This window comes from Oerskovia sp. USHLN155, assembly GCF_037145535.1.
In the GTDB taxonomy this organism is placed as follows: domain Bacteria; phylum Actinomycetota; class Actinomycetes; order Actinomycetales; family Cellulomonadaceae; genus Oerskovia; species Oerskovia rustica.
In genome coordinates this window covers 258,995-284,839 of sequence record NZ_JBBCXG010000004.1, presented here as the reverse complement: position 1 = coordinate 284,839, position 25,845 = coordinate 258,995, and the positions used below count along the sequence as shown (strand labels likewise).

Sequence of the window (25,845 nt, the reverse complement as noted above, 5' to 3'; positions counted from 1 at the left end):
CTCAGCCGCCGGTGAACATGGAGGTGAACAGCTCAGAGTCCACCGCGAGGCAGGGCGCGGCCAGGGCGTCGAGGGCGACGGACCAGGCGTCCGACCTGATGGCCGTGGGTTCGGTCCTCGCCCAGGACTCGACCGCCGGAACGGTCCCCTGCAGGTCGGCGACCGCCTGGCTGACGGCACTGTCACCGCTCGAGGGGATGCGGTGCAGCACACGTGTCGCGACCTCGTACCAGCCCTGCTGCTCCTGGACGGCCACGCGACCCTCCGTCAGGGCGATGTCCGCGTTCTCCACGATCGACATGACGTCGGAGACAGCCGCGCACGCGGCGACATCCTGCGCCACGTCATCCTCGGACGTGCCCGCCTGGACCACCTCTTCCGGGGGTCCGGGAAGGGCCCTGCTCTCGCCGCTGCAACCAGCCGCCATCAGCGCCACCAACACCAGAGCCGAAGCCCCGGCCGCCTTGCTTCCTCGCATGAACGCACCCCCGTCGTGACCGTGTGTGGCCTGAGACTACACAGCACGACCGGTGTGACTCGCACTGGCGCAGCCGACCGCACGGCCGACCGCCGAGGGTGACGAACACGCCCGCCGAGGGCGACCGGCCCCCGCGCGCCCCGGCAGGTCCGGTGATAGACCCGCTACATGACCTCGTCGCCCCGTGCACAGCCCCCCACGCAGCCTGTGGCCGACAGCCCGCGCGTCGTGAAGACCGATGAGCATGCCGAGAGCGCGCTCACGGTGGTCGTCGCGTTCGGTGCGAACCTTCTCATCGCGGTCGCGAAGTCGGCCGCGGCGGTGCTCACGGGCTCGGCGTCGATGGTCGCCGAGGCCGTGCACTCGTGGGCGGACACGGGCAACGAGGTGTTCCTCCTGCTCGCGAACAAGCGGTCACGCAAGCCCGCTGACCACGACCATCCCCTGGGGTTCGGGCGCGAGGCGTACGTGTGGTCGATGTTCGCGGCGCTCGGGCTGTTCGCGGTGGGGGCGGGGGTCTCGATCACGCACGGCATCCAGGAGCTCGTCCATCCTGAGCCCGCGGACGACTTCGGGATCGCGTACGCGGTGCTCGGCGTCGCGTTCGTCCTCGAGGGGGTCTCGTTCCTCCAGGCGAACCGGCAGGCGCGCAAGGAGGCGAAGAAGGCCGAGCGCGACCTGCTCCAGCACGTCCTGGTCACGTCCGACCCGACGCTGCGGGCCGTGTTCGCCGAGGACGCCGCAGCACTCATGGGCCTCGTCGTGGCGTTCGTCGGCATCCTCCTGCACCAGGTCACGGGTTCGCCCGTGCCCGACGCGATCGGCTCGATCGTCGTCGGCCTGATCCTCGGGGTCATCTCGTGGATCCTCATCGACCGCAACCGGCGCTTCCTCGTGGGTGAGCCCGCGGGGGTCGCGACGCGCGACGCCGTGCTCCGCGAGCTGCTCGCCGACCCCGAGGTCGACCGGGTCACGTACCTGCGCCTCGAGTTCGTCGGGCCGCGGTCGCTGTACCTCGTCGCGAGCGTCGACCTCGTGGGGGACGACGACGAGCACGTGGTCGCCGAGCGCATCGACGCGCTCGAGCGGCGGGCGACCGCGGCGGCCGTCATCGCGGGAGCCGTCATCTCGGTGTCCCCGGCGAGCGAGCCGTCCCTGGTGCCGTCGGTCTCGTCGGGTCCGGCGGCTCCGTAGGGCGGCGCGCCGCAGCGCGTCGCCCTACGGCACCGGGCCGGTCAGCCCGGCAGCCGCTCGTCGAGCCACGCGAAGACCTCGTCGAGGAACGCCGTCCGCGCCGGCTCGGGGGACAGCACGAGGTCGTGCGCGCCGCCCTCGATCTCGACGAGCGTCACGTCGTCGCCCAGCCCGGGTGCTCGGTCCTTGATGTGCTGGACGTCGAGCACGCTGTCGGTCGTCACGACCTCGGGGTGCCAGCCCTTGTGCGGCCCAGAGCGCGTCGAGGTCAGGACGAGCACGGGGCACTGGACGTGCAGCCCGCGCGCGACCTGCGCGTGCCCGCGCCGGATCTCGCGCAGCCAGCCCGCCCGGACGGGGAAGCCCTCGTGCGGCTTCCAGCCGAGCTCGTAGGTCCATTCGCCGCCGGTCCCGGTGTGCAGGGCCTGCCCGTAGGCGTCGTCGAGCGACCCGACGACCAGCCGGGGGGCGAAGCGCCCGACGACGTCGATCACCCGGGTGGAGATCACGCGGTCGAACCAGGACGAGTTGAGGTCGAACCAGGGGCTGTTGAGGACGAGCGCAGCCACCTTGCCGGGGCGCGCGTTGGCCCACAGGCTCGTGACGAGGCCACCTGTCGAGTGCCCGACGACCACGAGCTCGTCGTGCCCCTCGGCCCGGATCACGGCGGCCGCCGCGTCGAGGTCCTGGGCGTAGAGGCTCAGGTCGTCGACCATGTTGGGGTCCTTGCCGGCCTCGGTCCAGTGCGCGAGCGACCGCCCGTACCCGCGCAGGTCGATCGCGTAGAACGCGTAGCCGTGCTCCTCGAAGGCGTCGCCGAGGTGGGTCTGGAAGAAGTAGTCGACGAACCCGTGGACGTACAGCACGGCCCGACGGCGCCGCTCACCCCCCGGGGTCGTCGCACGGTCGGGCACGGGGCTCGTCGCCCTGCGGACGAGCGTCGCGGTGTCGCCCCCCGGGAGGTCGAGCGTGCGGGCGACCCAGTCGGGTCCGAGGACGTCCTGCTGCCAGCCGTGCGTCATGGTGCTGCCCTTCGCGCGCGGACTCGGGCGGTGCCGCGGTGCCGCCATTGTCCACCGCGGCGACGCACCTGTCAGAGCGAGCGTGCTCCCTGGGCCGCGCTCGCTCCGACAGGACCTGCCGTGGTCCTCACGCGGGCGGGGTGAGACCCGTCGGGGGGACCGGGGGAGCAGGGGGCGTCGTGGGCGGGACGGCCCGAGGGGTCTCGCGCAGGCGGGTCGACTCGTCCATCTCGGAGTCGTCGACCTGCTCGGCACCGGGGTCGGTGACCTGCGCGGTCCACGTCTGGGCGGGCGCTGCGGGCGCGACGGGCGCCGCGGGCGCGACGGGTGCTGGAGCGTAGGGCGCGGCCGCACCGCTGGGAGCCACCGGAGTCACCGGAGGCGCGGGCGGGGGGCTCGGCGGGGCGTACTGGTGCGTGGGCGGCTGAGGAGGAGCCGGCGGCTGCGCGGGGTAGGGCTGGTGCGGGGGCTGCTGCCCGCCAGGGACGCCGTACGGCTGGGCGGGCGGGGCGACCTGTCCCGGGTATGCACCCTGCCCCGGGTGCCCAGGCTGCCTCGGGTAACCGGCGACCGGAGCGCCGTACCCGTAGGGCTGCGGCGCGGGCACCTTCTTGGGACGCAGCAGCAGCCACGCGACGACGCCGATCACGACGAGACCGACCAGCACGACGCCGAGGACGAGGAGGAGCACGACGTCCATCAGAGACCCCCGTCGAGACGGGCGGCTGGTGCCGTGGTGCGGTCGGAGTGGTCCGGTGCGATGGTGGCGAGAGGTTCGAGCCGTCGTGTCTTCACGCCCACAGCATCCCGTGGATCGGTGCCGGTGAGAAGGGGAGGCCACCGGTCGGTCCTCGCCCTGACGCCTCATCGCCGACATGACGGACAGAGTTGAGTGGAATAGGCTCAAGTCAGGTCCTGTTGTTCCAGGTAGACCCAGACCCTGAAGTATCCGGAGACCCCATGGACACCAAGTTCACCACCATGTCCCAGCAGGCCATCGGCGAGGCCATCCAGACCGCCTCGGCCGCCGGCAACCCCCAGCTCGAACCCGTCCACCTCCTCGCCGCGCTGCTCACGCAGGAGGGCGGCGTCGCCGTCGGGCTGCTCGACGCCGTGGGCGCGAACGCCCAGGCCATCGGCCAGAAGGTGCGCGCCGCGCTCGTCGCGCTGCCCACCGCGAGCGGCTCGGCCGTCGCCCAGCCCACCGCGTCCCGTGGCACGTCGGCCGCGCTCGACCTGGCCTCGAAGGAGGCCCAGGGCATGGGGGACGAGTACGTCTCGACCGAGCACCTGCTCATCGGCATCGCTGCGGGCTCCTCGCCCGCTGCGCAGATCCTCGGCGACGCCGGGGCGAGCGCCGACGCGCTGCGCTCGGCGCTGCCCGCGGTCCGTGGCTCGGGCCGCGTGACGAGCCCCAACCCCGAGGGCACGTACAAGGCGCTCGAGCAGTACGGCCAGGACCTCACGGCGGCCGCGGCCGAGGGCAAGCTCGACCCCGTGATCGGGCGCGACTCGGAGATCCGCCGCGTCGTGCAGGTCCTGTCGCGGCGCACCAAGAACAACCCCGTCCTGATCGGTGAGCCCGGCGTCGGCAAGACGGCCGTGGTCGAGGGCCTGGCCCAGCGCATCGTCGCGGGCGACGTCCCCGACTCCCTCAAGGGCAAGAAGCTCATCTCGCTCGACCTCGCGGCCATGGTCGCGGGCGCCAAGTACCGCGGCGAGTTCGAGGAGCGCCTCAAGGCGGTCCTGGAGGAGATCAAGTCCTCCGACGGCGAGGTCGTGACCTTCATCGACGAGCTTCACACCGTCGTCGGCGCGGGTGCGGGCGGCGAGGGCGCCATGGACGCGGGCAACATGCTCAAGCCCATGCTCGCCCGCGGCGAGCTGCGCCTGGTCGGCGCGACGACCCTCGACGAGTACCGCGAGCACATCGAGAAGGACCCCGCCCTGGAACGCCGTTTCCAGCAGGTCTTCGTGGGCGAGCCCTCGGTCGAGGACACCGTCGCGATCCTGCGCGGGCTCAAGGAGCGCTACGAGGCGCACCACAAGGTGACGATCGCCGACTCGGCGCTCGTGGCCGCCGCCGCCCTGTCCGACCGCTACATCACGGGCCGCCAGCTCCCCGACAAGGCGATCGACCTGGTCGACGAGGCCGCGTCGCGCCTGCGCATGGAGCTCGACTCCTCGCCCATCGAGATCGACGAGCTCCAGCGTGCCGTCACGCGCCTGGAGATGGAGGAGGTCGTGCTCTCGGAGTCCGACGACCCCGCCTCGCGCGAGCGCCTCGAGAAGCTGCGCGCCGACCTCGCCGACCGGCGCGAGGAGCTGTCCGCGCTGACCGCGCGCTGGGACGCCGAGAAGGCGGGCCACAACCGTGTCGGTGACCTGCGCGCCAAGCTCGACGAGCTGCGCGTCCAGGTCGAGCGGGCCATCCGCGAGGGCGACCTCGAGACCGCGGGCCGCATCCAGTACGGCGAGATCCCGCAGCTCCAGGAGCAGCTCCAGGCCGCCGAGCAGGAGGAGGCGTCGATCGACAGCGACGAGTCCGCCACGGCCCCGCAGGCCCCGATGATCGCCGACAAGGTCGGCGCGGACGAGATCGCCGAGGTCGTGTCAGCGTGGACCGGCATCCCCGCGGGCCGCATGCTCCAGGGCGAGTCGGAGAAGCTCCTCCACATGGAGGACGTGATCGGCAAGCGTCTGATCGGGCAGAAGGCCGCCGTCGCTGCGGTGTCGGACGCCGTACGACGTTCTCGTGCGGGCGTCGCCGACCCCGACCGCCCCACGGGCTCGTTCCTGTTCCTCGGCCCCACGGGCGTCGGCAAGACCGAGCTCGCGAAGGCGCTCGCGGACTTCCTGTTCGACGACGAGCGTGCCATGGTGCGCATCGACATGTCGGAGTACGGCGAGAAGCACAGCGTCGCGCGCCTGGTCGGTGCCCCTCCGGGGTACGTCGGGTACGAGGAGGGCGGCCAGCTCACCGAGGCCGTCCGGCGCAGGCCGTACTCGGTCGTGCTGCTCGACGAGGTCGAGAAGGCGCACCCCGAGGTCTTCGACATCCTGCTGCAGGTGCTCGACGACGGGCGCCTGACCGACGGCCAGGGCCGCACGGTCGACTTCCGCAACGTCATCCTGGTGCTGACGTCGAACCTGCGTTCGCAGTTCCTCGTGGACCCCATGCTCGACGACGCGGCAAAGCGCGAGGCCGTCATGTCGGCGGTCCGGTCGAACTTCAAGCCGGAGTTCATCAACCGGCTCGACGACGTCGTGATCTTCGACCCGCTGAACCTCGACGAGCTGGGGCGGATCGTGGACATCGCGGTCGACCGGCTCGGCGAGCGCCTCGCGGACCGTCGCCTCACGCTCGAGGTCACCCCGGCCGCGCGCGAGTGGCTCGCGCTCGAGGGCTTCGACCCGGCGTACGGTGCGCGCCCGCTGCGCCGCCTGGTGCAGCGCGAGATCGGCGACCGCCTGGCGCGCAAGCTCCTGGCGGGCGAGGTCGCGGACGGCGACACGATCGTCGTCGACCGGTCGCTCACCGAGGGCGAGGGGCTGGAGCTGACCGTCCAGCGGTGACGCTGTTCGCGGCGCGTGTCGTCGTCGGGCGGGAGCTTCCTCCTGCCCGACGGCGCCGCTCACCTCGCGGTGGAGGGCCCGGTCCTACCGAGCGTCTGGTTTTCACCCGCAGTGCCGGGGCATACTGGGCAATCAGCCCACATCCACCGACGGAAGGTCGCTCGTGCCGCCGGAGTCCCCGATGCCCGACCACCTTCCCCAGACCCGCGCCGCGCGCCGTCTCGCCGAGCAGGCTGCCGCCTCGCCGTCCCGGGCGCAGCGTCGTCGGCGGCGCGCCGAGGCCGTCCGGCACGCGCGCTCGACCACCGACAGGGCGCGCGGACCTCGTGCTCTGCCGCAGGTGGCGGTCGTGACCCTCGGCCTGGTGGGCGGGCTGCTCGTGGTCCCGGCGACGCAGGAGCTCGGTGGCGAGGGACCTGGCCTCGAACCGATCGGTGCCCGCTGGGACACCGCGCTCGGACGGGGGGACGACCGCGCCAGCCGCAGCGCGGACGAGCGCAAGCCGCTGCTCGCCGAGGCGGGCAGCAGCGGAACCGCCGGGAACGGCACGCAGCAGCCCGGGGGTGCCGCCGCCGAGCAGCCCACCGACGAGGACCCCACGCCGGAGCCTCCCGTCGACGAGGCCCCGGCGCCCGCCTCGGAGGCCCCCGCCGCGCCGCCCCAGCAGGGCGCGACCGGGCCCGAGGTCCAACAGGTCCAGGAGCGCCTCCAGGTGCACGGGGCCACGGTCTCGGCCGACGGTGTGTTCGGGCCCGGGACCGACCGCGCGCTGCGCACGTTCCAGGACGCGAACGGTCTCGAGCCCGACGGCGTCGCCGGCCCCGAGACCCGGGCCGCGCTGCTCGCCGAACCGACCACGACGCGGGGTGCCACCGGGAGCGCGGGGGGAGCGACGTCGTCGGGCGGGGAAGACGCCGCGAGCACCGGCGACACGGCCGCCGCCCTCACGCTCGTCAACGCGCACCGCGCCGCCGCGGGCTGCCCCGCGCTGCGCGCCGACGAGCAGCTCGGGCGCGCCGCGACCCTGCATGCGCAGGACATGGTCGCGCAGGGGTACTTCAGCCACACGAGCCTCGACGGGCGGACGTTCGGCGACCGCGTCACTGCCCAGGGCTACGCACGGCCCGGCGGCGAGAACATCGCCGCCGGGCAGAAGAGCGCCCAGGCCGTGGTCGACGCGTGGATGGCGTCGGAGGGGCACCGTGCGAACATCCTCGACTGCGACTTCACGACCATGGGGCTGGGGCGCGCGGGCGACACCTGGGTGCAGGTGTTCGGGTACTGAGCGCGTCCGGAGTGCCCGAGTCGTCCCTTTGGCGGGCGAGCTGGTGCCGCGCGCGACATACTCAGGTGTGAACCCGTCCCAGGAACAAGCGCCCGAGCCCGCCGCCCAGCAACGCCTCGACCACGCGCCGCTCCGCTCGGCCGTGATCGTCAACCCGAACCGCGTCGAAGGGCTCGACGAGCTCCGCCGCACCATCGAGACCCAGCTCGCCGACGCCGGATGGCCCGCCCCCGCCTGGCTCGAGACGACCGCCGAGGACCCCGGCACCGGACAGGCCCGCCAGGCAGTCGAGGACGGCGCCGAGGTCGTGTTCGTGAGCGGCGGCGACGGCACGGTGCGAGCCTGCATCGAGGGCCTCGTCGGGACCGACGCCGCCCTCGCGGTCCTCCCCGGCGGCACGGGCAACCTCCTCGCGGGCAACCTCGGCATCCCGCCCCGGCCCGAGGACGGCATCCGCCTCGCGCTCGACCGTGGACGCCGCGCGCTCGACGTCGGCGAGGTCGACGGGCAGGCCTTCGCCGTCATGGCGGGCATGGGGCTCGACGCCGCGATGATGGAGGACGCGCCCACTGCGCTCAAGGCCAAGGCGGGCCCGATCGCGTACGTCGTCTCGGCGTTCAAGCACCTCGCGGACGACGAGATGAAGGTCGAGGTGCGGATCGACGACCGACCGGTGCTGCGCCGTCGGGCACGGACCGTGGTCGTCGGGAACGTCGGCAAGCTTCAGCGTGGCGTGCACCTGCTCCCCGACGCCGAGCCCGACAACGGGCAGATGGACGTCGCGATCATCGCGCCCCGCAACCTGGGCCACTGGGTCCAGCTCCTCGTCGGGGTCGTCGCCAAGCGCAAGCGCGTGCCCAACATGGAGGTGCTGCGCGGGTCGCGGATCTCCGTGATCTCCGACCGACCGCAGCCGCGCCAGCTCGACGGCGACGTGATCGAGCCGTCCAAGAAGCTCGAGGTCAGCGTGCGCGCCGGGGCGCTGTGGGTGTGCGTCTACCAGCCCGACACGTCGGAGGACATCGCAGAGGGAGCGCCGGCCGGAGGCTGATCCACCGCTGAGGCGTCTTCCTCAACCTCTCTGCGCAGCACCGTAGGACCTGACCCAGGAGATCCGTCGGCGGCACGAGCGGACGCGATCGACGAGTGCGTGAGCGGCGCCGCGAAGGAGTGACGTGAGGGAACCTCAGGGGGCTTTGGTGCGTGCTCAATGCAGCGGGCAGCGGGCAGCGGGCAGCGGGCAGCGGGCAGCGGGCACCGTCGCCGAACAATGGGGGGACGTATGCAGGGGTCAGTTCGACGACGTGAGCAGGGGGCCCTGGTGGTGCTCGCCCTGGTGGCAGTCCTGGTGACTGGTTGTTCGGGAGAGGCTGAGGTGCGCAATCCCTTTGCCGCAGAGTTCGCCCAGGCTCGCAACGAGGTGACCACCGAGACCGGGCGGAAGATCCTCGAGGACGACGTCATCTCTGCCACGGAGTACCAGCAGGTCGAGGACGCCTCGGTCCAGTGCATGAGGGACCAGGGCCTCGTCGTCAAGGTCGAGGACGAGGGCGGGTTCACGACCGAGCTCGTGGGACTGACCGAGCACTCCCCGCAGGAGGAGCTCGACGCGATGAACGCGCAGATCGACGCGGTGCAGAGGGAATGTCGGGCGAAGTTCGACATGGGTCCCATCTCCCTCCTCTACTGGGAGCTGCGCCGAAACCCGGAGAACGTTGACTTCAACCAGGCCATCGCCGACTGCATGGTCCGCGGCGGGCACCGCGACGAGGGATACGACAAGGAGGCGTACTCGCAGGAGCTCGCCCGGTACGCCATCACGCTCAAGGCCGCGGACGACGGCACCGAGTACGAGGTCGAGGGCGACCTCTCCGGACAGGAGCTGCCACCTGAGATGGCGGCCTGTCAGCAGGATCCGCACGACTGACGCCTCGCCGTCCGCATCGGTGGCCGCTCGCACACCACGACACGAACACCACCAGCACCACCTGAGGAGCAGCAGTGGCCAGAGATCGACGTCCCGCCCGGACCGGAGGCGCCCGCCCGGCAGGGGCCCGCACAGGTGCGCTAGCGCTCGCGGCGGTCGTGCTGCTCGCGGGGGGTGTCACGGCAGGGATGGCGTTGGCGCCGCAGGCGGAGCCGCAGAGCGTGCGGAGCGCGACGCCGCCCGCGGCGGTCCCGGTCTCGCGGCAGGCCTTCGACGACTCGCGCCGGGTCAAGGTGACCCCGGTCGTCGCGGAGGAGGGGACGTTGTCCGTCGCGGACCAGGGCAAGGTCACGCGTTCGGTGTGCGCCCCGGGGGCGGTGATCGAGTCGGGGTCGAGCCCGGTCACGGTCGACGACCGCCCAGTTCTCGCGCTCGCGACGTCGATCCCGTTGTGGCGGGACCTGGCTCCCACGGCCAAGGGCGACGACGTGAAGGCGCTGCAGGTCGAGCTCGCTCGCCTCGGGCACACGGTCCGCGTGGACGGGACGTACGGCGATGCGACCAAGGTCGCCGTGACCAAGCTGTTCAAGGCGGCGGGTGTGCCAAAGCCGACCGGTGACCTGCCGGTCGCGTCGGTGCTGTGGCTGCCTGCGCCGTCGGTCACGATCGAGGCGTGCGAGGTGCCCGTGGGCGGCGCGATGTCCGCCGAGGCGTTCGCGACGACGGCCGGGACGTTGGTCTCGCTCGGCCTCGCGGACCCGCTCACGAACGTCACGCCCGGTGACCGGGTGGTGCGTCTGGGCGAGGCGAGCGCGCAGGTCGGGGAGGGGGGCGTCGTCACGGACCCGGCCTTCCTGGAGGCGGTGCGCGGCAGCGTGGAGTTTGCCGGCTGGCAGCGCGCGGAGGGGGCGGAGCCGCTGTCGCTCGAGTACGTCCTGGCGTCGCCGCTCGACGTGTCGGTCGTGCCGCCGGGGGCGCTGTTCGCGCTCGACGGCCCGGCGGGTTGCGTGCGTGCCGACGGCACGGCCCACCCCGTGACGGTCGTTGCGTCGAGCCTGGGGCAGACCCTCGTCACGTTCGACGGTCTCGATGCGGCGACCGCCCCCACCGAGGTCGAGCTCACCTCGCAGGACGTGGGGCAGTCGTGCCGGTAGCGGGCAGGGGCCTGGTCGGGGCAGGCCTGGGGCACGCGTTCCCCGGCACGGGCTTGCTGTTCACCGGGCTGGACCTGGAGATCACCCCTGGCGAGGTCGTCGCGCTCGTCGGCCCGTCGGGCAGCGGCAAGTCGACGCTGCTGAGCATCGTGGCTGGCTGGGAGCGCCCCACGCAGGGGCAGGTCGAGCGCGTCGGGGTCGCGACCACCGGGTGGGTCTTCCAGAACCCGCACGGCGTCGCGCGCCGCGCGGCCCTGGACCACGTGGTGCTGCCGCTGCTCGCGCGGGGACTGCGCCGCCGGGACGCCGAGGACCGGGCCGCGGAGATCATGGCGCGCTTCAACCTGACGCCGGTCGCCGATCGACCTTTCCGGGCGCTGTCGGGCGGTGAGGCCCAGCGCCTGATGCTCGCGCGCGCCGTGGCCCTGGCCCCGGACCTGCTGCTCGTCGACGAGCCCACCGCACAGCTCGACCTGCGTACGGCCGCGACCGTCAACGAGGTCCTGGCGGGCATCGCGCAGGACGACTCGATCGTCGTGGTCGCCACGCACGACCCGCACACGCGCGACGCCTGCACCCGCGTGATCGACCTCGCAGACTTCCAGCACGCGCAGGACGCGGCATGACCGCCACCGAGCAGGGCCCCGTGCCCGACGGTGCAGCGCGCCCCGGCCTCGCGGCGCCAACGGACGGCCCGGCCGGGCCCGGCACGGCACCACCCGGCGGACCGGTCACAGCCCCAGGCGCCTCGCCCCCGTCCGACGACGGAGCGCACCCGCGCGCGGACGCGATCGGCGCCGTCGGGCCGGGGGACGCGCCCGTGCGGGCGCGCGCCATGCGGGCCGGGTCCGTGATCTCCGAGGCGTGGCGCAACATCGCGACCGGCACCACGCGCGCGGCCCTGCTCGCCGCGGTGCTGGTGGTCGTCGTCGGGGCGTTGGCCGTTGTCGACGTGCGCGCCGTCGTGGGCGTCGTCGAGGGCGCGCGCGAGTACCGCGACGCGGGCGCGAGCGTGCAGATCCTCGAAGCGGCCGGTCAGGTCGACGGAGCACGCTGCGAGGCCCTCGCCGCGGTCGACGGCATCAACGCGGCCGGTGCCCTGCGGATCGGCAGCCCGCTCCGGGCGCTCAACCTCCCGTCGAGCGAGCTCACCGGCCACGAAGCGACCCCCGGGCTGCTCTCCGCGCTCGACCGGGGCCAGGTCGCAGGCTCCGGCCTGTGGTTGTCCGCCGACCTGGCAGAGGCGCTCGGTGCCGCCCCGGGAGACAGCGTCGCGACCGATACCGGTGCTGGGCGCGTCGGCGCCGTCTACCCCTACCCCGACGACGGACGCGACCGTGTCCTGGGCTACGCAGCCGTCGCCCCCGTGCCCGCCACAGGGCTGTTCGACTCCTGCTGGGTCGAGATCTGGCCGGTCGACCCCGAGACCGCGACCCTCCTGCGGACAGCCCTCGTCGCCGACCCGTCCTCGGAGGCGCAACCCACCCAGAAGCAGCTCAACGGTCGGCTCGGCGCCACGTACGACGCGAGCGCCGAGTTCGCCGACCGTCCGACCAGGCCCGCTCCGGTCGCCGCGATCGTCCTGGGCCTCGCCCTGGGCTTCGTCGCGATCCGCCTGCGCCGCCTCGAGCTCGCCGCGGCCCTGCACGCCCGGGTCCCGCGCGCAGCCCTGACCTGGCAGGTGCTGCTCGAGACCGCGGCCTGGACCGGGGTCGCCGGGATCGTGGCCGTCCCCGCGCTGTGGTGGCTGGCCGCCGACGCCGGCCTTCCTGCCGACCATGTCAGCACCTGGGTCCTGGGGATGCGGACCGTCCTCGCGGGAGCCGGCGCGGTGCTCGTCGGGGCCACGGTCGGCGCTCTCTCGACCCGCGAGAAGCACCTGTTCAAGTACTTCAAGGAGAGGTGACGTCGGCCCGGACCCGCAGGGAGACGGGCCGATCGCGGGACGGTCGCGCCGCCGTCGGGCAGCGTGCGCTACGGTGACCGTCGCACGACCCGCTTCGACCAGCAGGACCCACAACTTCACACACCCACGGGAGCTCGCAGCAGCGAGCTGAGAGGGCGGCTCAGCGCCGCCGACCGTTCGAACCTGTTCGGATCATGCCGACGTAGGGAGAGAGCAATGAGCTCTGAGACCGCTGTGCCCGCGCACACCATCACGACCGGCCCCATCGCGGGGTCCGCCAAGGTCCACCACCCGGTCCCGGGGGCCGAGCACCTGCGCGTCCCCGAGCGTCGCGTGCACCTGAGCAACGGCGAGCACCTGGACCTGTACGACACCTCGGGCCCGTACACCGCGTCGGACGACCCCGCGGCGTTCGACCTCGCGGGCGGGCTGCCCGCGCTGCGGGCGTCGTGGCTGCGGCCCGACGCCGTCCCGACCGAGCACGGCACGGGCGGGGCCCGGACGCAGCTCGCCTGGGCGCGCGCGGGGGTCGTCACCGACGAGATGCGCTTCGTCGCGGCGCGCGAGGGCGTGGACGTCGAGCTCGTGCGGGACGAGGTGGCCCGGGGCCGTGCCGTGATCCCGGCCAACCGCAAGCACCCCGAGATCGAGCCCATGATCATCGGCAAGGCGTTCGGCGTGAAGATCAACGCGAACATCGGCAACTCGGCCGTGACCTCCTCGATCGAGGAGGAGGTCGAGAAGATGGTGTGGGCCGCCCGCTGGGGTGCGGACACCCTCATGGACCTCTCGACGGGCAAGGACATCCACGAGACCCGCGAGTGGGTGCTGCGCAACTCCCCGATCCCCGTGGGGACGGTGCCGCTGTACCAGGCGCTCGAGAAGGTCAAGGGCGACCCCGCGAGGCTCACGTGGGAGATCTACCGCGACACCGTGATCGAGCAGGCCGAGCAGGGCGTCGACTACATGACCGTGCACGCGGGTGTCCTGCTGCGCTACGTCCCGCTGACCGCACGCCGTGTCACGGGCATCGTGTCGCGCGGCGGCTCGATCATGGCGGCGTGGTGCCTCGCGCACCACCAGGAGTCGTTCCTGTACACGCACTTCGCGGAGCTGTGCGAGATCCTGCGCGACTACGACGTGACGTTCTCGCTGGGCGACGGCTTGCGCCCGGGGTCGATCGCGGACGCCAACGACGCGGCCCAGTTCGCCGAGCTGCGCACGCTGGGCGAGCTGACCAAGGTCGCCAAGTCCTACGGCGTGCAGGTCATGATCGAGGGCCCGGGGCACGTCCCCATGCACAAGATCGTCGAGAACGTGCGCCTCGAGGAGGAGCTGTGCGAGGAGGCACCGTTCTACACGCTCGGCCCCCTCGCGACCGACATCGCGCCCGCCTACGACCACATCACGTCCGCGATCGGGGCCGCGATCATCGCCCAGGCCGGGACCGCGATGCTCTGCTACGTCACGCCCAAGGAGCATCTGGGCCTGCCCGACCGTGACGACGTCAAGACGGGTGTCATCACGTACAGGATCGCGGCGCACTCGGCCGACCTCGCCAAGGGGCACCCGCGCGCGCAGCTGCGGGACGACGCGCTGTCCCGTGCCCGGTTCGAGTTCCGCTGGCACGACCAGTTCGCGCTCTCGCTCGACCCCGACACCGCCCGCGCCTTCCACGACGAGACGCTGCCGGCCGAGCCCGCCAAGACCGCGCACTTCTGCTCGATGTGCGGGCCCAAGTTCTGCTCGATGCGGATCTCCGCGGACGTGCGGGAGTACGCCGAGAAGAACGGCCTGACGTCGGTCGAGGCGATCGAGGCCGGCATGGCGGAGAAGTCGAGCGAGTTCACGGACGCGGGCGGCCGGGTGTATCTCCCCGTGACGCCGAGGTAGACCCGTGTGGGGGGGGGGGGGCGCCGGGCCGCGCGGGGCCGGGTGCGCCGGGGGGGGGCGTCGGGTCCCCTCCCTGCCCCCCACCCCCCCCCCCCCAGGGGTCTACCTCGGCTTCGTCACCTGGTGGGACGGCGCCGCGATTCCCCGCTCGTACGCCCAGACCACTAGCTGGACGCGGTCGCGCATGCCGGTCTTGGTCATGATGCGGCTCAGGTGCGACTTCACGGTGCTCGCCTCGAGGTGGAGCGTTGCCGCGATCTCGGCGTTCGACTGCCCCCGGCACAGCAGCGCCAGGATGTCGTGCTCGCGCGAGGTGAGCAGGCCCGAGGCGACCTCGTCGGGGGCGGCGGGGGACCGCCGTCGGGCGAACTCGTCGATCACGCGCCGCGTGAGCGTCTGGTCGACGAGGCCCTCGCCCGACGCCACGCGTCGCACCGCGTCGACCAGGACGTCGGGCTCGGCGTCCTTCAGGAGGAACCCGCTCGCCCCGGCCTCCAGGGCGCCGAACACGTAGTCGTCGAGGTCGAACGTGCTCACCACGAGCACCGGGACCGGCTCGACGACGCCGGGACCCGCGAGCGCGCGCGTCGCCGTGATGCCGTCGCCGCCGGGCATGCGGACGTCCATGCACACGACGTCGGGGCGCTCGCGACGTGCGACGCGCACGGCGTCGGCCCCGTTGGAGGCCTCGCCCACGACCTCGAGGCCCTCGCTCTCGAGGATCACGGTGAAGCCTGCGCGGACGACGGCCTGGTCGTCGACCAGCACCACTCGGGTCATGGGGCCTCCTGCCCGACGGCGGAGCCCGGTTCGTCCGTGGACGTCGCCGAGCGCTCGGGGATGGTGGCGGACACGGGGTCCACCGGTCGCGGGACCGTGAGCCGGACCCGCCAGCCGTCACCGGGGACGGGACCGGCGTCGAGCGTCCCGCCGACGAGGGTCGCTCGCTCGGTCATGCCGATGAGGCCGTGGCCGGGCGGGGTCGGGATAGCGGGCGAGCCGGGCGCCGGCACTGACGGCCCGGACGGCCCTGCCCTGCCCCCTGAGCCGATCGCCGCGACGGGCAGCCGGTTGGTGACCGTGACGACGAGCGCGGCCCGCTGGTGGTCGGTCACGACCTCGATCGCGCGCCCGGGCGCGTGCCGGCGGGCGTTGGTCAGCGCCTCCTGGAGCACGCGGTAGACCGTGAGCTGGACCGCGGGGGACAGATCGAACGGCTCGCCGAGCCGCACGTCGCGCACCTCGGCACCGGCGCTGCGCGCGAGGTCGAGCAGCTCGCCCGCGTCGTCGAGCGTGGGCTGCGGTGCGGCCGGTGCCTCCTCGCCGGGCTCGCCGGGACCGGCCTGCGACGAGCTGCGCAGGATGCCGACGACCAGGCGCAGGTTGTCGAGCGTCTCGCGTCCCTGGGTGCGGATCCAGCGCATGGACTCCTTGGCGCGTTCGGGGTCGCGGTCGACCAGGCGCTCGGCCGCGGCCGCCTGGACGACGATCCCCGACAGGTGGTGGGCGGCGACGTCGTGCAGCTCGCGCGCCATGCGGCCCCGCTCCTCCAGGACGGCCTGCGCCGCGAGCATGTCGCGCTCGCGCTCGGCCTGGGCGACCCGCCCCTGGAGCTGGGCGAACAGCTCGCGGCGCGTGCCGACGTACGCACCCACGAGCGCCGAGGCCACGTACGTCAGGAGGGCCGAGGCGAGGCCGCCCCAGACCTGGACCGCGACCGGTGTGGGGCCCGCCGAGGTGATCGGCACCGGACCGCCGAGCACGAAGCCCAGCAGGACCTGCACGCCCGCGGCCGCCCCGGCCGCCCACAGGGCTGTGCGGCGCGGCGCGTACGCGCCGACCGAGTAGGCCGCGACGAGCGTCGCCGGGGCCTGGAACGAGACGAGGGCGGGAAGGACCGGTACGAGCGCGACCTGGCCCACGACGACCAGCGTGAGCGTGAGCAACGGTGCCCGGCGACGCAGCGTGAGCGCCATGGCCTGCGCGACGACGATCACGATCGCCGCGACCCGGCCACCGGTCGAGAACCGCAGGGAGTCGGGGGATCCCTCGAAGACCACGCCGAGGTCCGTCAGCGCGACGCGCTCGATCACCAGCAGGAAGCCGACAGTGAGGACCGCGACGACCCCGCCCAGCAGGGCGTCACGGCCCGTCGGGGTACGGATGCCGACGGCGGCGAGCCGGCGGTGCAGGGCGTCGAGCACGGGGGTTCCTCTCAGGTCCGGTCGGGCGGGCGGTGCGGGCGGCGCCGTCGGGCACCACGGTACGTGCCCGTGGTGCCCGACGAGCGACGCGTCAGACGAGGTCGCGGCGACGGAACGTCACCGCGCCCGAACCGAGCGCGACCGCGACCCAGGCGGCCAGGCCCAGCACCGCGACCCCGACGCCCAGGGGGGCGAGGCCGCCCAGGACCGACGTCGCGCTCTGGCCGGTCGACGCGAGCGACCCCAGGCCCAGGGGCAGCCACGCCGCGGCGCTCGACGTGCCGCCCGAGAGCAGCACGACCGCGGCCTGGATCAACGGCTCGACCACCACGAGCCCCACGACGACCAGGATCGCCGCGACCTGCCCGCGGATCAGCGTCCCGATGCCCAGTCCGAGCCAGGCGAACAGCACGAGGACCAGCAGCCCGCGCCCCCACACTCCCAGGACGTCACCCGCGCCGACCATGAGCTGCGCCCCCGGTGTCGACGCCACGGCCGCGAGAAGGCCTAGGGCCGTGAGCACCGCGAGAGCTGCGCCGATCACGAGCGCGACGACCGCGGTCGCACCCGCCTTGCCCGCGAGGACGCGCAGGCGCGACGGGACGACCAGGGCCGTGGGGACGATGCCGCCCGTGCGGAAGTCCGTCGTGACCGCGAGGACGCCCAGCAGCAGCATGCAGATGACCGAGACCCCCGCGGAGCCCGAGCCCGCGGGGCCGTTGCCCAGCAGGTCCAGCATCGCCCGCTGCACGGGGGCGGCCCCCAGGTCCGTGAGGCTGCCCAGGTCCGGGGCGAGGTCGGCCGTCATCTCGGGCGAGGCCTGGAGACCGACGGTGGCGCCGCCGCCCATACCTTCGAGGCTCGACAGGACGCGCGGCAGGACGATCGTCAGGGCCTGGACCAGGACCATGCCCGCGAGGGCGACGACCCCCAGGGCCCAGGGCGTGCGGGTCGTGCGTAGCTTGAGCAGCTCGGCGCGGAACATCAGCGCACTCCTTCGGTCTCGGCGGTCAGGTTCAGGTAGAAGTCCTCCAGGGACTCGCCCCGGACGAGGTCCGTGAGCGGGCCGTCGGCGATGACCTGGCCCTGGCCGATCACGACCAGGTCGTCGGCCACCTGCGTGATCTCGGCCAGGACGTGGCTCGCGAGCAGCACCGCCCCGCCGCCGTCCGCGAACGAGCGCAGGACCTCGCGCATCCACCGCATGCCCGCGGGGTCCAGGCCGTTCGCGGGCTCGTCGAGCACCAGGACCTGCGGGTCGCCCAGGAGCGCCGCAGCCAGCCCGATGCGCTGGCGCATCCCGAGCGAGTACGTCCTGACCCGCCGGTCGGCGGCGCGGTCCATCCCGACCAGCGCGAGCACCTCGTCGACCCGCCGGCCCCCGATCCCGCCCGCGGTCGCGAGGACGCGCAGGTGGTCGCGGCCGCTGCGGCCCGGGTGCAGGCCGCCCGCGTCGAGCAGCGCGCCCACGGTCGAGGCAGGCTTCTCCAGCGCCGCGAACGGGCTGCCCTGGATCGTCGCGGTCCCGGCGCTCGCGGACGCGAGCCCCAGTAGGACGTCGAGCGTGGTCGTCTTGCCCGCGCCGTTCGGGCCGAGCAGCCCCACGACCCTCCCGGGCTCGACGGCGAAGCTCACGTCGCGGACGGCGTCGAACGTCCCGTAGGACTTGCGCAGGCCCACGATCTCGATGGCTGGCATCGGGGGATCCCTTCTCCTCCGGCCGCGCAGCCGGGGTGCCGCGCGCCGTGCCTCCAGCCTGTCTTCCGGGCCGTGGCGGGCGCTTCTGGCGGAGGGAGGAAGGTGGTTTGCGACTTCCGGTGGAGGGGGTGTCGGCTGGGTGCCGCCTCCGCCCACGAAGCGCCGAGGTAGAACCGGCTGCGCGAGGTAGAGCACGCCACGTTCTACCTCGGCGCCGCGCGTTCTACCTCGCGCTGGACGACAGGACCAACCACCCGACGGGGGAAAGTTACCACCCGGTCGGTTTGGTGGGAGGATGGCACCACGAGGCAAGGCCGCCGCAGTGGGACACGACCCACCGTCGACGGTCCGCGGCGCTAGGCTCGCGTGACCGGTTCACCGCGGCACGCACCGCAGGACCGGGCACGGACACACTCACGGGGGAGGGCACATGCCCAGCACGACGTCAGAGACCACGCAGCCGCGCCCGAGCGCAGGACCGACGGCGCAGCGCACGACGGCCCGGCGCGACACACCGGGCGCCGCCGGGACCGCGTCGCGCGGCTACGCCAAGGGGCGCGCCAAGCGCGACGAGATCCTCGAGGCGGCCACGGGCCTGTTCGGCGAGGTCGGCTACCACTCGGCGTCGCTCCGCGAGATCTCCTCGCGCGTCGGGATCTCCCACCCCGGTCTGCTGCACCACTTCCCGACCAAGGAGGTGCTCCTCCAGGCCGTCCTCGAGCACCGCGACGCCGTGGACTTCGCCCTGCTCGAGGCCGACTTCGCGCAGGGGCTCGACTACTTCGAGGCCCTCGTGCGCGTCGTCGAGCGCAACGCCTCCCGCCCCGGGATCGTCGAGCTCTTCTGCATCCTGTCGGCCGAGGCCACGGCCCCCGACCACCCCGCGCACGACTACTTCCAGCGGCGCTACGACGGGGTCCTCCTGCGCTGTCGTCAGGAGCTCGCCCAGCGCGCGGCCACGGGGCGCCTGCGCCCCGGGGTCGACGTCGCCTCGACCGCCCGGGCGGTCGTCGCCCTCATGGACGGGCTGCAGGTGCAGTTCCTGCTCGAGCGCAACGGGCCGCGCCCACCCGTGGACATGGCGGCCGGTCTGCGGTCCTACCTGTCGCTGATCCTGCCCGACGCGTCGGCCGGGTCCACCGAGCCCGTCGTGGAGCCCGCGGACGGTGGCGACGCCTCGCGCTGACCGCCCGACGACTCGACCGCGGCACGAGGGGCCCCCGGATCCAGCGATCCGGGGGCGCCCCCTCGTGGCGGCCGTGTCAGCGAGCGTTCGCCGCCGCGACGAGCTGGTCGAGCTGTGCCTCGTCGAACAGCATGCCGTCGAAGCTCGCGATGACGCGCAGCGGCATCCCGGCCGCCATGGCCATCATGCCGTCGTCGAGAGGCATCGCCCCTGAACCGCCGGCCTGGGCCATCGAGGCACGGATGATCTCGCCGGCGACGGGGTGCGCCAGGGCCTCGCCCAGCGTCGACCACGGGGTCAGGGGCGGGGTGACGTCCTCACCGACCACGTCGACCGTGACCGAGTCGCGCAGGTCGCGGGACGAGGCACCCACCGACACCACGAACTCGCCGCCCTCGACGACCCAGCGTCGCAGCACGGGGTGCCAGTACGACAGGTCGCGCGCGTCGAGCTCGAACGTGAGCGTGCGCGTCCCGCCCGGCGCGAGCGAGACCTTCCCGAACGCCTTGAGCTCACGCTCGGGGCGCTCGACCGTGGCCTGCGGGTCGCCCAGGTACACCTGGACGACCTCCGCCCCCGCGACGGCCCCCGTGTTGGTGACGGTCACGTCCACGGTGAGCGACGCCGTCGGGCCTTCGCCCGAGACCGTGACCGTCAGGTCCTCGTACCCGAAGGTCGTGTACGACAGGCCGTGGCCGAACGGGAAGGCGACGTCCATGCGCTTGGCGTCGTAGTAGCGGTACCCGACCAGGACGCCTTCTCCGTACCGGACGTGGCCGAGCTCGCCCGGGAAGTTCCCGTAGGACGCGTTGTCCTCGAGCCGGACCGGGACGGTCTCGGTGAGCCTGCCCGACGGGTTGCGCACGCCGAACAGCAGGTCCGCGATCGCGCCCCCGCCCGCCTGGCCGCCCAGCCAGCCCTCGAGGATCGCGGCGGCATGGTGCTGCCACGGTGCGATCGTGACGGCCGAGCCGTTCGCGAGGACCACGACGACCCGGTCGCAGACCTCCGCGACGGCCTCCAGGAGCTCGACCTGGTCGGCGGGAAGGTCCATGTGGTCGCGGTCGAAGCCCTCGGACTCGTGGCTCGCGGGAAGGCCGAGGAAGAGGACGACGGTCCCGGCGCCGCGGGCCAGGTCGACGGCCTCGGCGCGCAGGGCAGCGACGTCGGCAGCCGACGCCTCGTCCGTGATGCCGAAGCCCGCCGCGAACGGGATCTCGGTGCCGGTGATCGCACGGATCTCCGACAGGGCGTCGTCGAGACGGGTCGGGTTGACCTGGCTCGACCCGGCGCCCTGGTAGCGGGGGGAGCGGGCGAACTCGCCGATCACCGCGAGCGGCGCCGTGCGGTCGAGGGGGAGCACGGGCCGACCGTCGACGGGCTCGTTGCGCAGCAGGACGGCGCCCTCGGCCGCGGCCTCGCGGGCGAGGGCATGGTGCTCCGCCGCGTCGAACGAGCCGGGCTCTGCGAGCGCGGGCAGGGCACGGTTCAGGAGGGTGAGGTGGCGACGCACGGCCTGGTCGAGGACGGCCTCGTCGAGCGTCCCGGCCCGGACCGCCGCCACGACCTCGGCGTCGGTGCGGCCGCCGGTCGAGGGCATCTCGAGGTCGAGGCCCGCGGCGAGCGCGGGCACACGGTCCGAGACCGCGCCCCAGTCGGAGACGACGACGCCGTCGTAGCCCCACTCGTCACGCAGGACCTCGGTGAGCAGCCAGTGGTCCTGCGACGCGTACGTGCCGTTGATCTTGTTGTACGAGCACATGACGGTCCACGGCGAGGCCTTCTTCACGGCCCGCTCGAAGGCGGTCAGGTAGATCTCGCGCAGCGTGCGCTCGTCGACGTCGGCCGAGACGCGCATGCGGTCGGTCTCCTGGTTGTTGGCCGCGAAGTGCTTGAGGGACGTGCCCACGCCCTGGCTCTGGATGCCCTGGATCAGCGCCGCACCCAGGTCGCCCGAGACCACGGGGTCCTCGGAGAAGTACTCGAAGTTGCGGCCGCACAGGGGCGAGCGCTTGATGTTGATGCCGGGGCCGAGCAGCACGGCGACGTCGTTCGCGCGGGTCTCGCGGCCGAGAGCCTGACCGACGCGGTGGAGCAGGTCGACGTTCCACGTGGAACCGAGCGCGGCCGCCGTGGGGAAGCACGTCGCGGGGACGGAGCCCCCGAGGCCGAGGTGGTCGGCGGACCCGTCCTGCTTGCGCAGGCCGTGCGGACCGTCGGTGACCATGACCGCCGGGACCTCGGCGCCCGGGCGGTCGATCGGCTGGGTGTTCCAGAAGTCCAGGCCGGACGTCAGCGAGGCCTTCTCCTCGAGCGTGAGCTCCTGGACGAGGCGCTCGACGTCGAGCGGGCCGGCGGTGCGCGCAGAGGTCTGGGGGGCGGTGGTCTCGAAGGTCACGGATGCACTTCCTCACGGGTTCGGCGGACAAGCCGCTCTGCTTGTCCGTCGAGGCTAGCGCAGAAACCTACCAAGCGGTAGGTGTCGGTGATCGTGGAGGACCCGCCCTCCGTACGGGACGCGATCAGTCGATCAGCGAGCCTTCCGTGAGTGCCGCGGTGCTCGCCACGCACAACCCGGTCCGGTCGCCCTGCGCCCAGGACGCCTCCGACGGCGACCACACGACCAGCTCGAGGCCGTCCGCAGGGGCGTCTCCCGACAGCACCGCGGGCGTGCACACCCGGGACACCCGGGCGTCCGTCACGTCCTGCCCCGGCCACGCCGCGTCCGCGGCGAAGTCGGTCCTCGCGACGACCTGGGCCTCGTGCGGTTCCGCGCACGGGACGACCTGGACCGTGGAGACCTCGCCGTCGTCGGGCAGCTCGGCCAGGCAGCTCCCCAGGACGAGCTGCCGCGCGTGCGCGGACCGTGGCTCGCTCACCTCGGCAGGCAGCGGCCGCGTCGCGGCGTCACCGACGAGCAGGGCGACCACGACGGCGATCGCCGTCAGCGTCACCGCGATCCCCAGGGCGATGCCCGCCCAGGCGAGGCCCGTGCCCCTCGTGCCGTCACGCCGGATGCGTGCGAGCGCCGCAGCCCCGACCCCCACGCCGACGGGGCCGAGCAGCAGCCCGGTCGGGAGGGCCGCGACGGCCAGCGGCTCGGTCCGCGGACGAGCGGGCTGCCAGCCGGGCGCGTAGTAGACGTCCTGGTCGTACCCGTGAGGGGAGGGCGGGGTGCTCACCAGGTCCCCACCATCGCGAAGATCCAGAGCACCACGAAGGCCGTGCCGACCGCGCCCACCGCGATGCCCGTGATCGCGAACCCCCTCCCGGTCGTCCCGTCGCGCCCGATCTGCTGCAGCGCCACGATGCCGAGGACCAGCCCGACGATCCCGGGCACCATGCAGAGGAGCAGGCCCGCGAGCGAGGTGATCATCGACGCGAGCGCCAGGCCGTTCTGCCGGGGCGGAGGAGCGAACGAGGCGTCCCACGAGGGCGTGGGCTGCCAGCCCGGCTGAGGGCCGTACCCGGGCGGGTAGCCGGGGCCGTAGCCAGCCGTCTGGCCGGGTCCGTACGCCCCCGGAGCGGTCCCGTAGACAGGGGTCCCGGGCGCGCCGTACGGGCCGGGGGCCGGGTGGCCGGGCGTCGAGGGCGCCGCCGCGGACCACGTGGCGGGGGGCGCGTACGGGTCCGCCGGGGCGGGGGCGTCGTCCGCCCCGGTCGGAGGGCGGTAGGGCACGAGCGGGGGCTGGCGCGACGCTCCACCGGGCGAGTACGGAGGGGCCGGTGGAGAGAACGGATCCTGGTCCGGGGAGTCCGCGCCCTGCGGCGGAGGTGACGTCATGGGAGAACCGTAGCCATGACGTGCCACCCTCGCCGAGAGTCCCCACGGGGCATGGCGACCGGGACGCGCCACGACTGTGGACGAATATTTTGTGAGGATTCCACCCCAAAGCCCCCGAGGGCCTTCGTGACGCCCGTCGTCGCGTCTATGATCGGTGGTGGTACCGGGCATCCGCGGTCCCTCGTGCGAGGGATTTGGAAGGAGTCGTGCTTTTTTCGCTCGGCTCTCCGGTGCCCTACCGAGCGCGGTCTGCACGGGCCGCGCACGACGCATCACCGAGCAGTGAGGACGTCATGACCCTGCCACAGGCCGCACAGGTTTCCGCCACCACGAACGATCGAGCGGCGGTGGTCCTCGCCGCAGGTCACGACGACGCCTCGCGCGAGCTCATCACGCGCCCGCTCGGCGACGCGACGGTCGTCCAGCTCGCGGTCGCGAACGTCCGCAAGATCATCGCGGACGACCACATCGTGGTCGTCGTGGCCCCCGGCGACACGACCGTCCGAGGTCTGCTGGGCGAAGGGCTCCGGTACGTCGAGCAGCGGGACCTGCCGGGGACGGGTGGCGCCGTGCTCGCGGCCCGCGCCGCGGTCGAGGAGCTCGGGACGACCCCGAGCGAGGTCCTCGTGGCCTACGCCGACACCCCGCTCCTGCGCTCCGAGTCCCTGCTGGGGCTCCTGACCCGCCACACGCTCAAGGGCGCGGACCTGTCGCTGCTCGCGGCCGTCGTGACCGAGGACCTGCCCACCTACGGGCGCATCGTCCGCCACGACGGCGAGATCACCGCGATCCTCGAGGAGGAGGACCGGCCTGCCGACGCGCACGCCGACGGGGAGCCCATCGAGGTCAACGTGGGCGCCTACGTCGCGCCCCCGAGCCTGCTCTTCACGGAGCTCGAGGTCATGCTCGCCGAGGGCGAGCACCGGCTCACCGAGCTCGCGCGCCGCGTCATCGGCAAGCACAAGAGCATCTCGTCGTACCGCATCTACGACACCGACGAGGTCCGGGGCATCAACACCGCCGAGGAGCTGCAGGAGGCCGCGGACATCCTCCTCAAGCGCCTGTTCATGCCCAAGAAGAACACCGACACGAAGATCGTGTTCGGCACGGGCGGCTGGCGCGCCATCATCGGCGAGGGCTACACGCTCGCCAACGTGCGTCGTCTGTGCCAGGCGATCGCGAACGAGACGGTCCGCAAGGGCATCGACGGCCTGGGCGTCGTCATCGGCGGAGACCGCCGGTTCCTGTCCCGCGAGTCCGCTGTCGCGGCCGCCGAGGTCTTCGCGGGCAACAACATCCCGGTCACCCTCCTGCCCGACGACGTCCCCACGCCGCTCGTGACCTTCGCCGCCCCGTACCTCGGCGCCGCGTACGGCATCATCGTCACGTCGAGCCACAACCCGCCCGAGTGGAACGGCATGAAGGTGTTCCGCCAGGACGGCTCGCTGCCCCTCGACGACGAGACCGACCGCTACCAGGACGAGGCCAACGCGCTCAGCGTCGACGACGTCATCACGCTCGACCTCGCGGTCGCCCGCAAGGCCGGTCTCGTCGTGGACAGGGTCCTCACCGAGCCCTACGTCGACGCGATCGAGAAGATCGTCGACGTCGACGCCGTCCGTGGCTCCGACCTGCGCGTGATCGTCGACCCCATGTACGGCACGAGCCAGCTCACGCTCGGCACGATCCTCAACGACATGCGCGTGCGCTCGGAGTTCATCCACGCGTCGCACAACCCGCTGTTCGGCGGCATCGCCCCTGCTCCGGACCTCCAACGCCTGTCCACCCTGATCTCGATGATCCAGCAGGGCGGTGGTCGCTACGACCTGGGCATGGCGACCGACGGCGACTCGGACCGCATCGGGATCGTCGACGAGACGGGCGAGTACATCTCGACCAACGACCTCCTGCTCCTCCTGTACTGGTACCTGCACGAGTTCCGCGGCGAGAAGGGCGGCGTCGTGCGCAACCTGGCCACGACGCACCTGCTGGACCGGCTCGCCGCGCACTTCGGCGAGGAGTCCCGCGAGGTCAAGGTCGGGTTCAAGCACGTCACGGCCGGCATGGAGGAGATCGGCGCCGTCCTCGGTGGCGAGTCCTCGGGCGGCCTCACGGTCCGCGGCTGGATCCTCGGCAAGGACGGCATCTTCGCGTGCGCCCTGGTCGTGGAGATGCTGGCCCGCACGGGCAAGAAGATCTCCGAGCTGCGCGAGATGATCTACGAGATCACGGGGCGCCTCTACACGCTCGAGGCCGGCGTGGACTCCACGCCGGAGATGCGGATCGCCGTGCCGCGCCGACTGGAGGCGGACCCCCTCACGCACATCGGCCCCTACCCGGTCGTGAGCATCTCCCACCTCGACGGCACCAAGATCGTCCTCGAGAACGACAACTGGGCGCTCCTGCGGTTCTCCGGGACCGAGCCCGTCCTGCGCATGTTCGTCGAGGCGGACTCGCCCGAGAAGGCCGCCGAGCTGCTCGACTGGCTCAAGGGCTTCGTCACCGCGGGCGTCTGAGCCCGAGCCCTCGCACCCCACC

General features: G+C 73.1%; 21 protein-coding genes and 1 riboswitch. Of the genes, 11 read left to right on the top strand and 10 right to left on the bottom strand.

Annotated elements, in window-relative coordinates; translation table 11 throughout:
• Position 1: 1 nt before the first annotated feature.
• The gene (locus tag WFH32_RS07595; RefSeq protein ID WP_336706770.1) at positions 2 to 343 is read right to left on the bottom strand and encodes a hypothetical protein; all 342 of its coding nucleotides are present in this window, start codon (positions 341 to 343) and stop codon (positions 2 to 4) included.
• A 363-nt stretch (positions 344 to 706) separates the two neighbouring features.
• Here WFH32_RS07595 and WFH32_RS07590 point away from each other — a divergent pair, with 363 nt between their 5' ends.
• Entirely contained in the window at positions 707 to 1,672 is a 966-nt protein-coding gene (locus tag WFH32_RS07590) for a cation diffusion facilitator family transporter (RefSeq protein ID WP_318244245.1), read from the top strand.
• 41 nt (positions 1,673 to 1,713) lie between these two features.
• On the opposite strand, the gene WFH32_RS07585 is transcribed toward WFH32_RS07590, so the two are convergent.
• Entirely contained in the window at positions 1,714 to 2,694 is a 981-nt protein-coding gene (locus tag WFH32_RS07585; protein ID WP_191797711.1) for an alpha/beta hydrolase, read from the bottom strand.
• Between the two features lie 127 nt (positions 2,695 to 2,821).
• Positions 2,822 to 3,394 (bottom strand): hypothetical protein, encoded by a 573-nt coding sequence (locus WFH32_RS07580; RefSeq protein WP_336706768.1) that lies wholly within the window; start codon positions 3,392 to 3,394, stop codon positions 2,822 to 2,824.
• Between the two features lie 260 nt (positions 3,395 to 3,654).
• Here WFH32_RS07580 and clpB point away from each other — a divergent pair, with 260 nt between their 5' ends.
• From clpB to thiC, 8 genes are all read left to right on the top strand, one after another.
• Positions 3,655 to 6,270, top strand: coding sequence for an ATP-dependent chaperone ClpB (gene clpB, locus WFH32_RS07575; protein WP_336706767.1), 2,616 nt, complete (start codon positions 3,655 to 3,657; stop codon positions 6,268 to 6,270).
• Between the two features lie 181 nt (positions 6,271 to 6,451).
• Complete coding sequence (locus tag WFH32_RS07570) at positions 6,452 to 7,555, top strand: CAP domain-containing protein (RefSeq protein ID WP_336706766.1); 1,104 nt, start codon at positions 6,452 to 6,454, stop codon at positions 7,553 to 7,555.
• Between the two features lie 67 nt (positions 7,556 to 7,622).
• Positions 7,623 to 8,606, top strand: coding sequence for a diacylglycerol/lipid kinase family protein (locus WFH32_RS07565; protein WP_191795578.1), 984 nt, complete (start codon positions 7,623 to 7,625; stop codon positions 8,604 to 8,606).
• A 369-nt stretch (positions 8,607 to 8,975) separates the two neighbouring features.
• Positions 8,976 to 9,482, top strand: a complete 507-nt coding sequence (locus tag WFH32_RS07560; RefSeq protein WP_191795577.1) for a hypothetical protein — start codon at positions 8,976 to 8,978, stop codon at positions 9,480 to 9,482.
• A 74-nt stretch (positions 9,483 to 9,556) separates the two neighbouring features.
• The gene (locus WFH32_RS07555; RefSeq protein WP_336706764.1) at positions 9,557 to 10,636 is read left to right on the top strand and encodes a peptidoglycan-binding domain-containing protein; all 1,080 of its coding nucleotides are present in this window, start codon (positions 9,557 to 9,559) and stop codon (positions 10,634 to 10,636) included.
• Positions 10,627 to 11,262, top strand: coding sequence for an ABC transporter ATP-binding protein (locus WFH32_RS07550; RefSeq protein ID WP_318244015.1), 636 nt, complete (start codon positions 10,627 to 10,629; stop codon positions 11,260 to 11,262). The genes WFH32_RS07555 and WFH32_RS07550 overlap by 10 nt, the downstream gene beginning before the upstream one ends.
• Positions 11,259 to 12,542 (top strand): hypothetical protein, encoded by a 1,284-nt coding sequence (locus tag WFH32_RS07545; protein ID WP_336706762.1) that lies wholly within the window; start codon positions 11,259 to 11,261, stop codon positions 12,540 to 12,542. Before WFH32_RS07550 ends, WFH32_RS07545 begins: the two co-directional genes overlap by 4 nt.
• A 116-nt stretch (positions 12,543 to 12,658) precedes the next feature.
• A riboswitch (TPP riboswitch) is annotated at positions 12,659 to 12,768 on the top strand.
• A complete protein-coding gene (gene thiC / locus WFH32_RS07540) occupies positions 12,759 to 14,435 on the top strand; it encodes a phosphomethylpyrimidine synthase ThiC (protein WP_336706761.1) in 1,677 nt (558 codons plus the stop codon). Its footprint overlaps the riboswitch before it by 10 nt.
• 102 nt (positions 14,436 to 14,537) lie before the next feature.
• On the opposite strand, the gene WFH32_RS07535 is transcribed toward thiC, so the two are convergent.
• The 4 genes from WFH32_RS07535 to WFH32_RS07520 form a co-directional block, all read right to left on the bottom strand.
• On the bottom strand, positions 14,538 to 15,215 hold the full coding sequence (locus WFH32_RS07535; RefSeq protein ID WP_336706760.1) for a response regulator transcription factor: 678 nt from the start codon (positions 15,213 to 15,215) through the stop codon (positions 14,538 to 14,540).
• Complete coding sequence (locus WFH32_RS07530) at positions 15,212 to 16,639, bottom strand: sensor histidine kinase (RefSeq protein WP_191795572.1); 1,428 nt, start codon at positions 16,637 to 16,639, stop codon at positions 15,212 to 15,214. The genes WFH32_RS07535 and WFH32_RS07530 overlap by 4 nt, the downstream gene beginning before the upstream one ends.
• 91 nt (positions 16,640 to 16,730) lie before the next feature.
• Positions 16,731 to 17,624: a hypothetical protein gene (locus WFH32_RS07525; RefSeq protein WP_191795571.1), complete on the bottom strand. Its 894-nt coding sequence runs from the start codon at positions 17,622 to 17,624 to the stop codon at positions 16,731 to 16,733.
• Positions 17,624 to 18,337, bottom strand: a complete 714-nt coding sequence (locus WFH32_RS07520; protein ID WP_191795570.1) for an ABC transporter ATP-binding protein — start codon at positions 18,335 to 18,337, stop codon at positions 17,624 to 17,626. The genes WFH32_RS07525 and WFH32_RS07520 overlap by 1 nt, the downstream gene beginning before the upstream one ends.
• A 430-nt stretch (positions 18,338 to 18,767) precedes the next feature.
• On the opposite strand from WFH32_RS07520, the gene WFH32_RS07515 reads away from it, so the two are divergent.
• Positions 18,768 to 19,523 carry a TetR/AcrR family transcriptional regulator gene (locus tag WFH32_RS07515; RefSeq protein ID WP_191795569.1) on the top strand — a complete coding sequence of 252 codons (756 nt, stop codon included), beginning with the start codon at positions 18,768 to 18,770 and terminating at the stop codon, positions 19,521 to 19,523.
• 76 nt (positions 19,524 to 19,599) lie between these two features.
• On the opposite strand, the gene WFH32_RS07510 is transcribed toward WFH32_RS07515, so the two are convergent.
• The 3 genes from WFH32_RS07510 to WFH32_RS07500 all read right to left on the bottom strand — a co-directional run bounded on the left by WFH32_RS07510 (position 19,600) and on the right by WFH32_RS07500 (position 23,307).
• Entirely contained in the window at positions 19,600 to 21,921 is a 2,322-nt protein-coding gene (locus WFH32_RS07510) for a glycoside hydrolase family 3 C-terminal domain-containing protein (RefSeq protein WP_336706758.1), read from the bottom strand.
• Between the two features lie 124 nt (positions 21,922 to 22,045).
• Complete coding sequence (locus tag WFH32_RS07505) at positions 22,046 to 22,705, bottom strand: DUF4190 domain-containing protein (protein ID WP_318244014.1); 660 nt, start codon at positions 22,703 to 22,705, stop codon at positions 22,046 to 22,048.
• Positions 22,702 to 23,307 carry a DUF4190 domain-containing protein gene (locus WFH32_RS07500; RefSeq protein ID WP_336706756.1) on the bottom strand — a complete coding sequence of 202 codons (606 nt, stop codon included), beginning with the start codon at positions 23,305 to 23,307 and terminating at the stop codon, positions 22,702 to 22,704. The genes WFH32_RS07505 and WFH32_RS07500 overlap by 4 nt, the downstream gene beginning before the upstream one ends.
• A gap of 293 nt (positions 23,308 to 23,600) precedes the next feature.
• Between WFH32_RS07500 and WFH32_RS07495 the strand changes: the two genes are divergently transcribed.
• Entirely contained in the window at positions 23,601 to 25,823 is a 2,223-nt protein-coding gene (locus WFH32_RS07495) for an NTP transferase domain-containing protein (RefSeq protein ID WP_191795566.1), read from the top strand.
• The last annotated feature ends 22 nt before the right edge of the window (positions 25,824 to 25,845 follow it).

What these genes read in the sequence shown, in the direction of transcription:
- WFH32_RS07500 (WP_336706756.1), bottom strand. Translation starts at nt 23,307, where the DNA reads ATGACGTCACCTCCGCCGCAGGGCGCGGACTCCCCGGACCAGGATCCG.
- WFH32_RS07585 (WP_191797711.1), bottom strand. Translation starts at nt 2,694, where the DNA reads ATGACGCACGGCTGGCAGCAGGACGTCCTCGGACCCGACTGGGTCGCC.
- WFH32_RS07580 (WP_336706768.1), bottom strand. Translation starts at nt 3,394, where the DNA reads ATGGACGTCGTGCTCCTCCTCGTCCTCGGCGTCGTGCTGGTCGGTCTC.
- WFH32_RS07520 (WP_191795570.1), bottom strand. Translation starts at nt 18,337, where the DNA reads ATGCCAGCCATCGAGATCGTGGGCCTGCGCAAGTCCTACGGGACGTTC.
- WFH32_RS07525 (WP_191795571.1), bottom strand. Translation starts at nt 17,624, where the DNA reads ATGTTCCGCGCCGAGCTGCTCAAGCTACGCACGACCCGCACGCCCTGG.
- WFH32_RS07545 (WP_336706762.1), top strand. Translation starts at nt 11,259, where the DNA reads ATGACCGCCACCGAGCAGGGCCCCGTGCCCGACGGTGCAGCGCGCCCC.
- WFH32_RS07515 (WP_191795569.1), top strand. Translation starts at nt 18,768, where the DNA reads ATGCCCAGCACGACGTCAGAGACCACGCAGCCGCGCCCGAGCGCAGGA.
- thiC (WP_336706761.1), top strand. Translation starts at nt 12,759, where the DNA reads ATGAGCTCTGAGACCGCTGTGCCCGCGCACACCATCACGACCGGCCCC.
- WFH32_RS07535 (WP_336706760.1), bottom strand. Translation starts at nt 15,215, where the DNA reads ATGACCCGAGTGGTGCTGGTCGACGACCAGGCCGTCGTCCGCGCAGGC.
- WFH32_RS07495 (WP_191795566.1), top strand. Translation starts at nt 23,601, where the DNA reads ATGACCCTGCCACAGGCCGCACAGGTTTCCGCCACCACGAACGATCGA.
- WFH32_RS07570 (WP_336706766.1), top strand. Translation starts at nt 6,452, where the DNA reads ATGCCCGACCACCTTCCCCAGACCCGCGCCGCGCGCCGTCTCGCCGAG.
- clpB (WP_336706767.1), top strand. Translation starts at nt 3,655, where the DNA reads ATGGACACCAAGTTCACCACCATGTCCCAGCAGGCCATCGGCGAGGCC.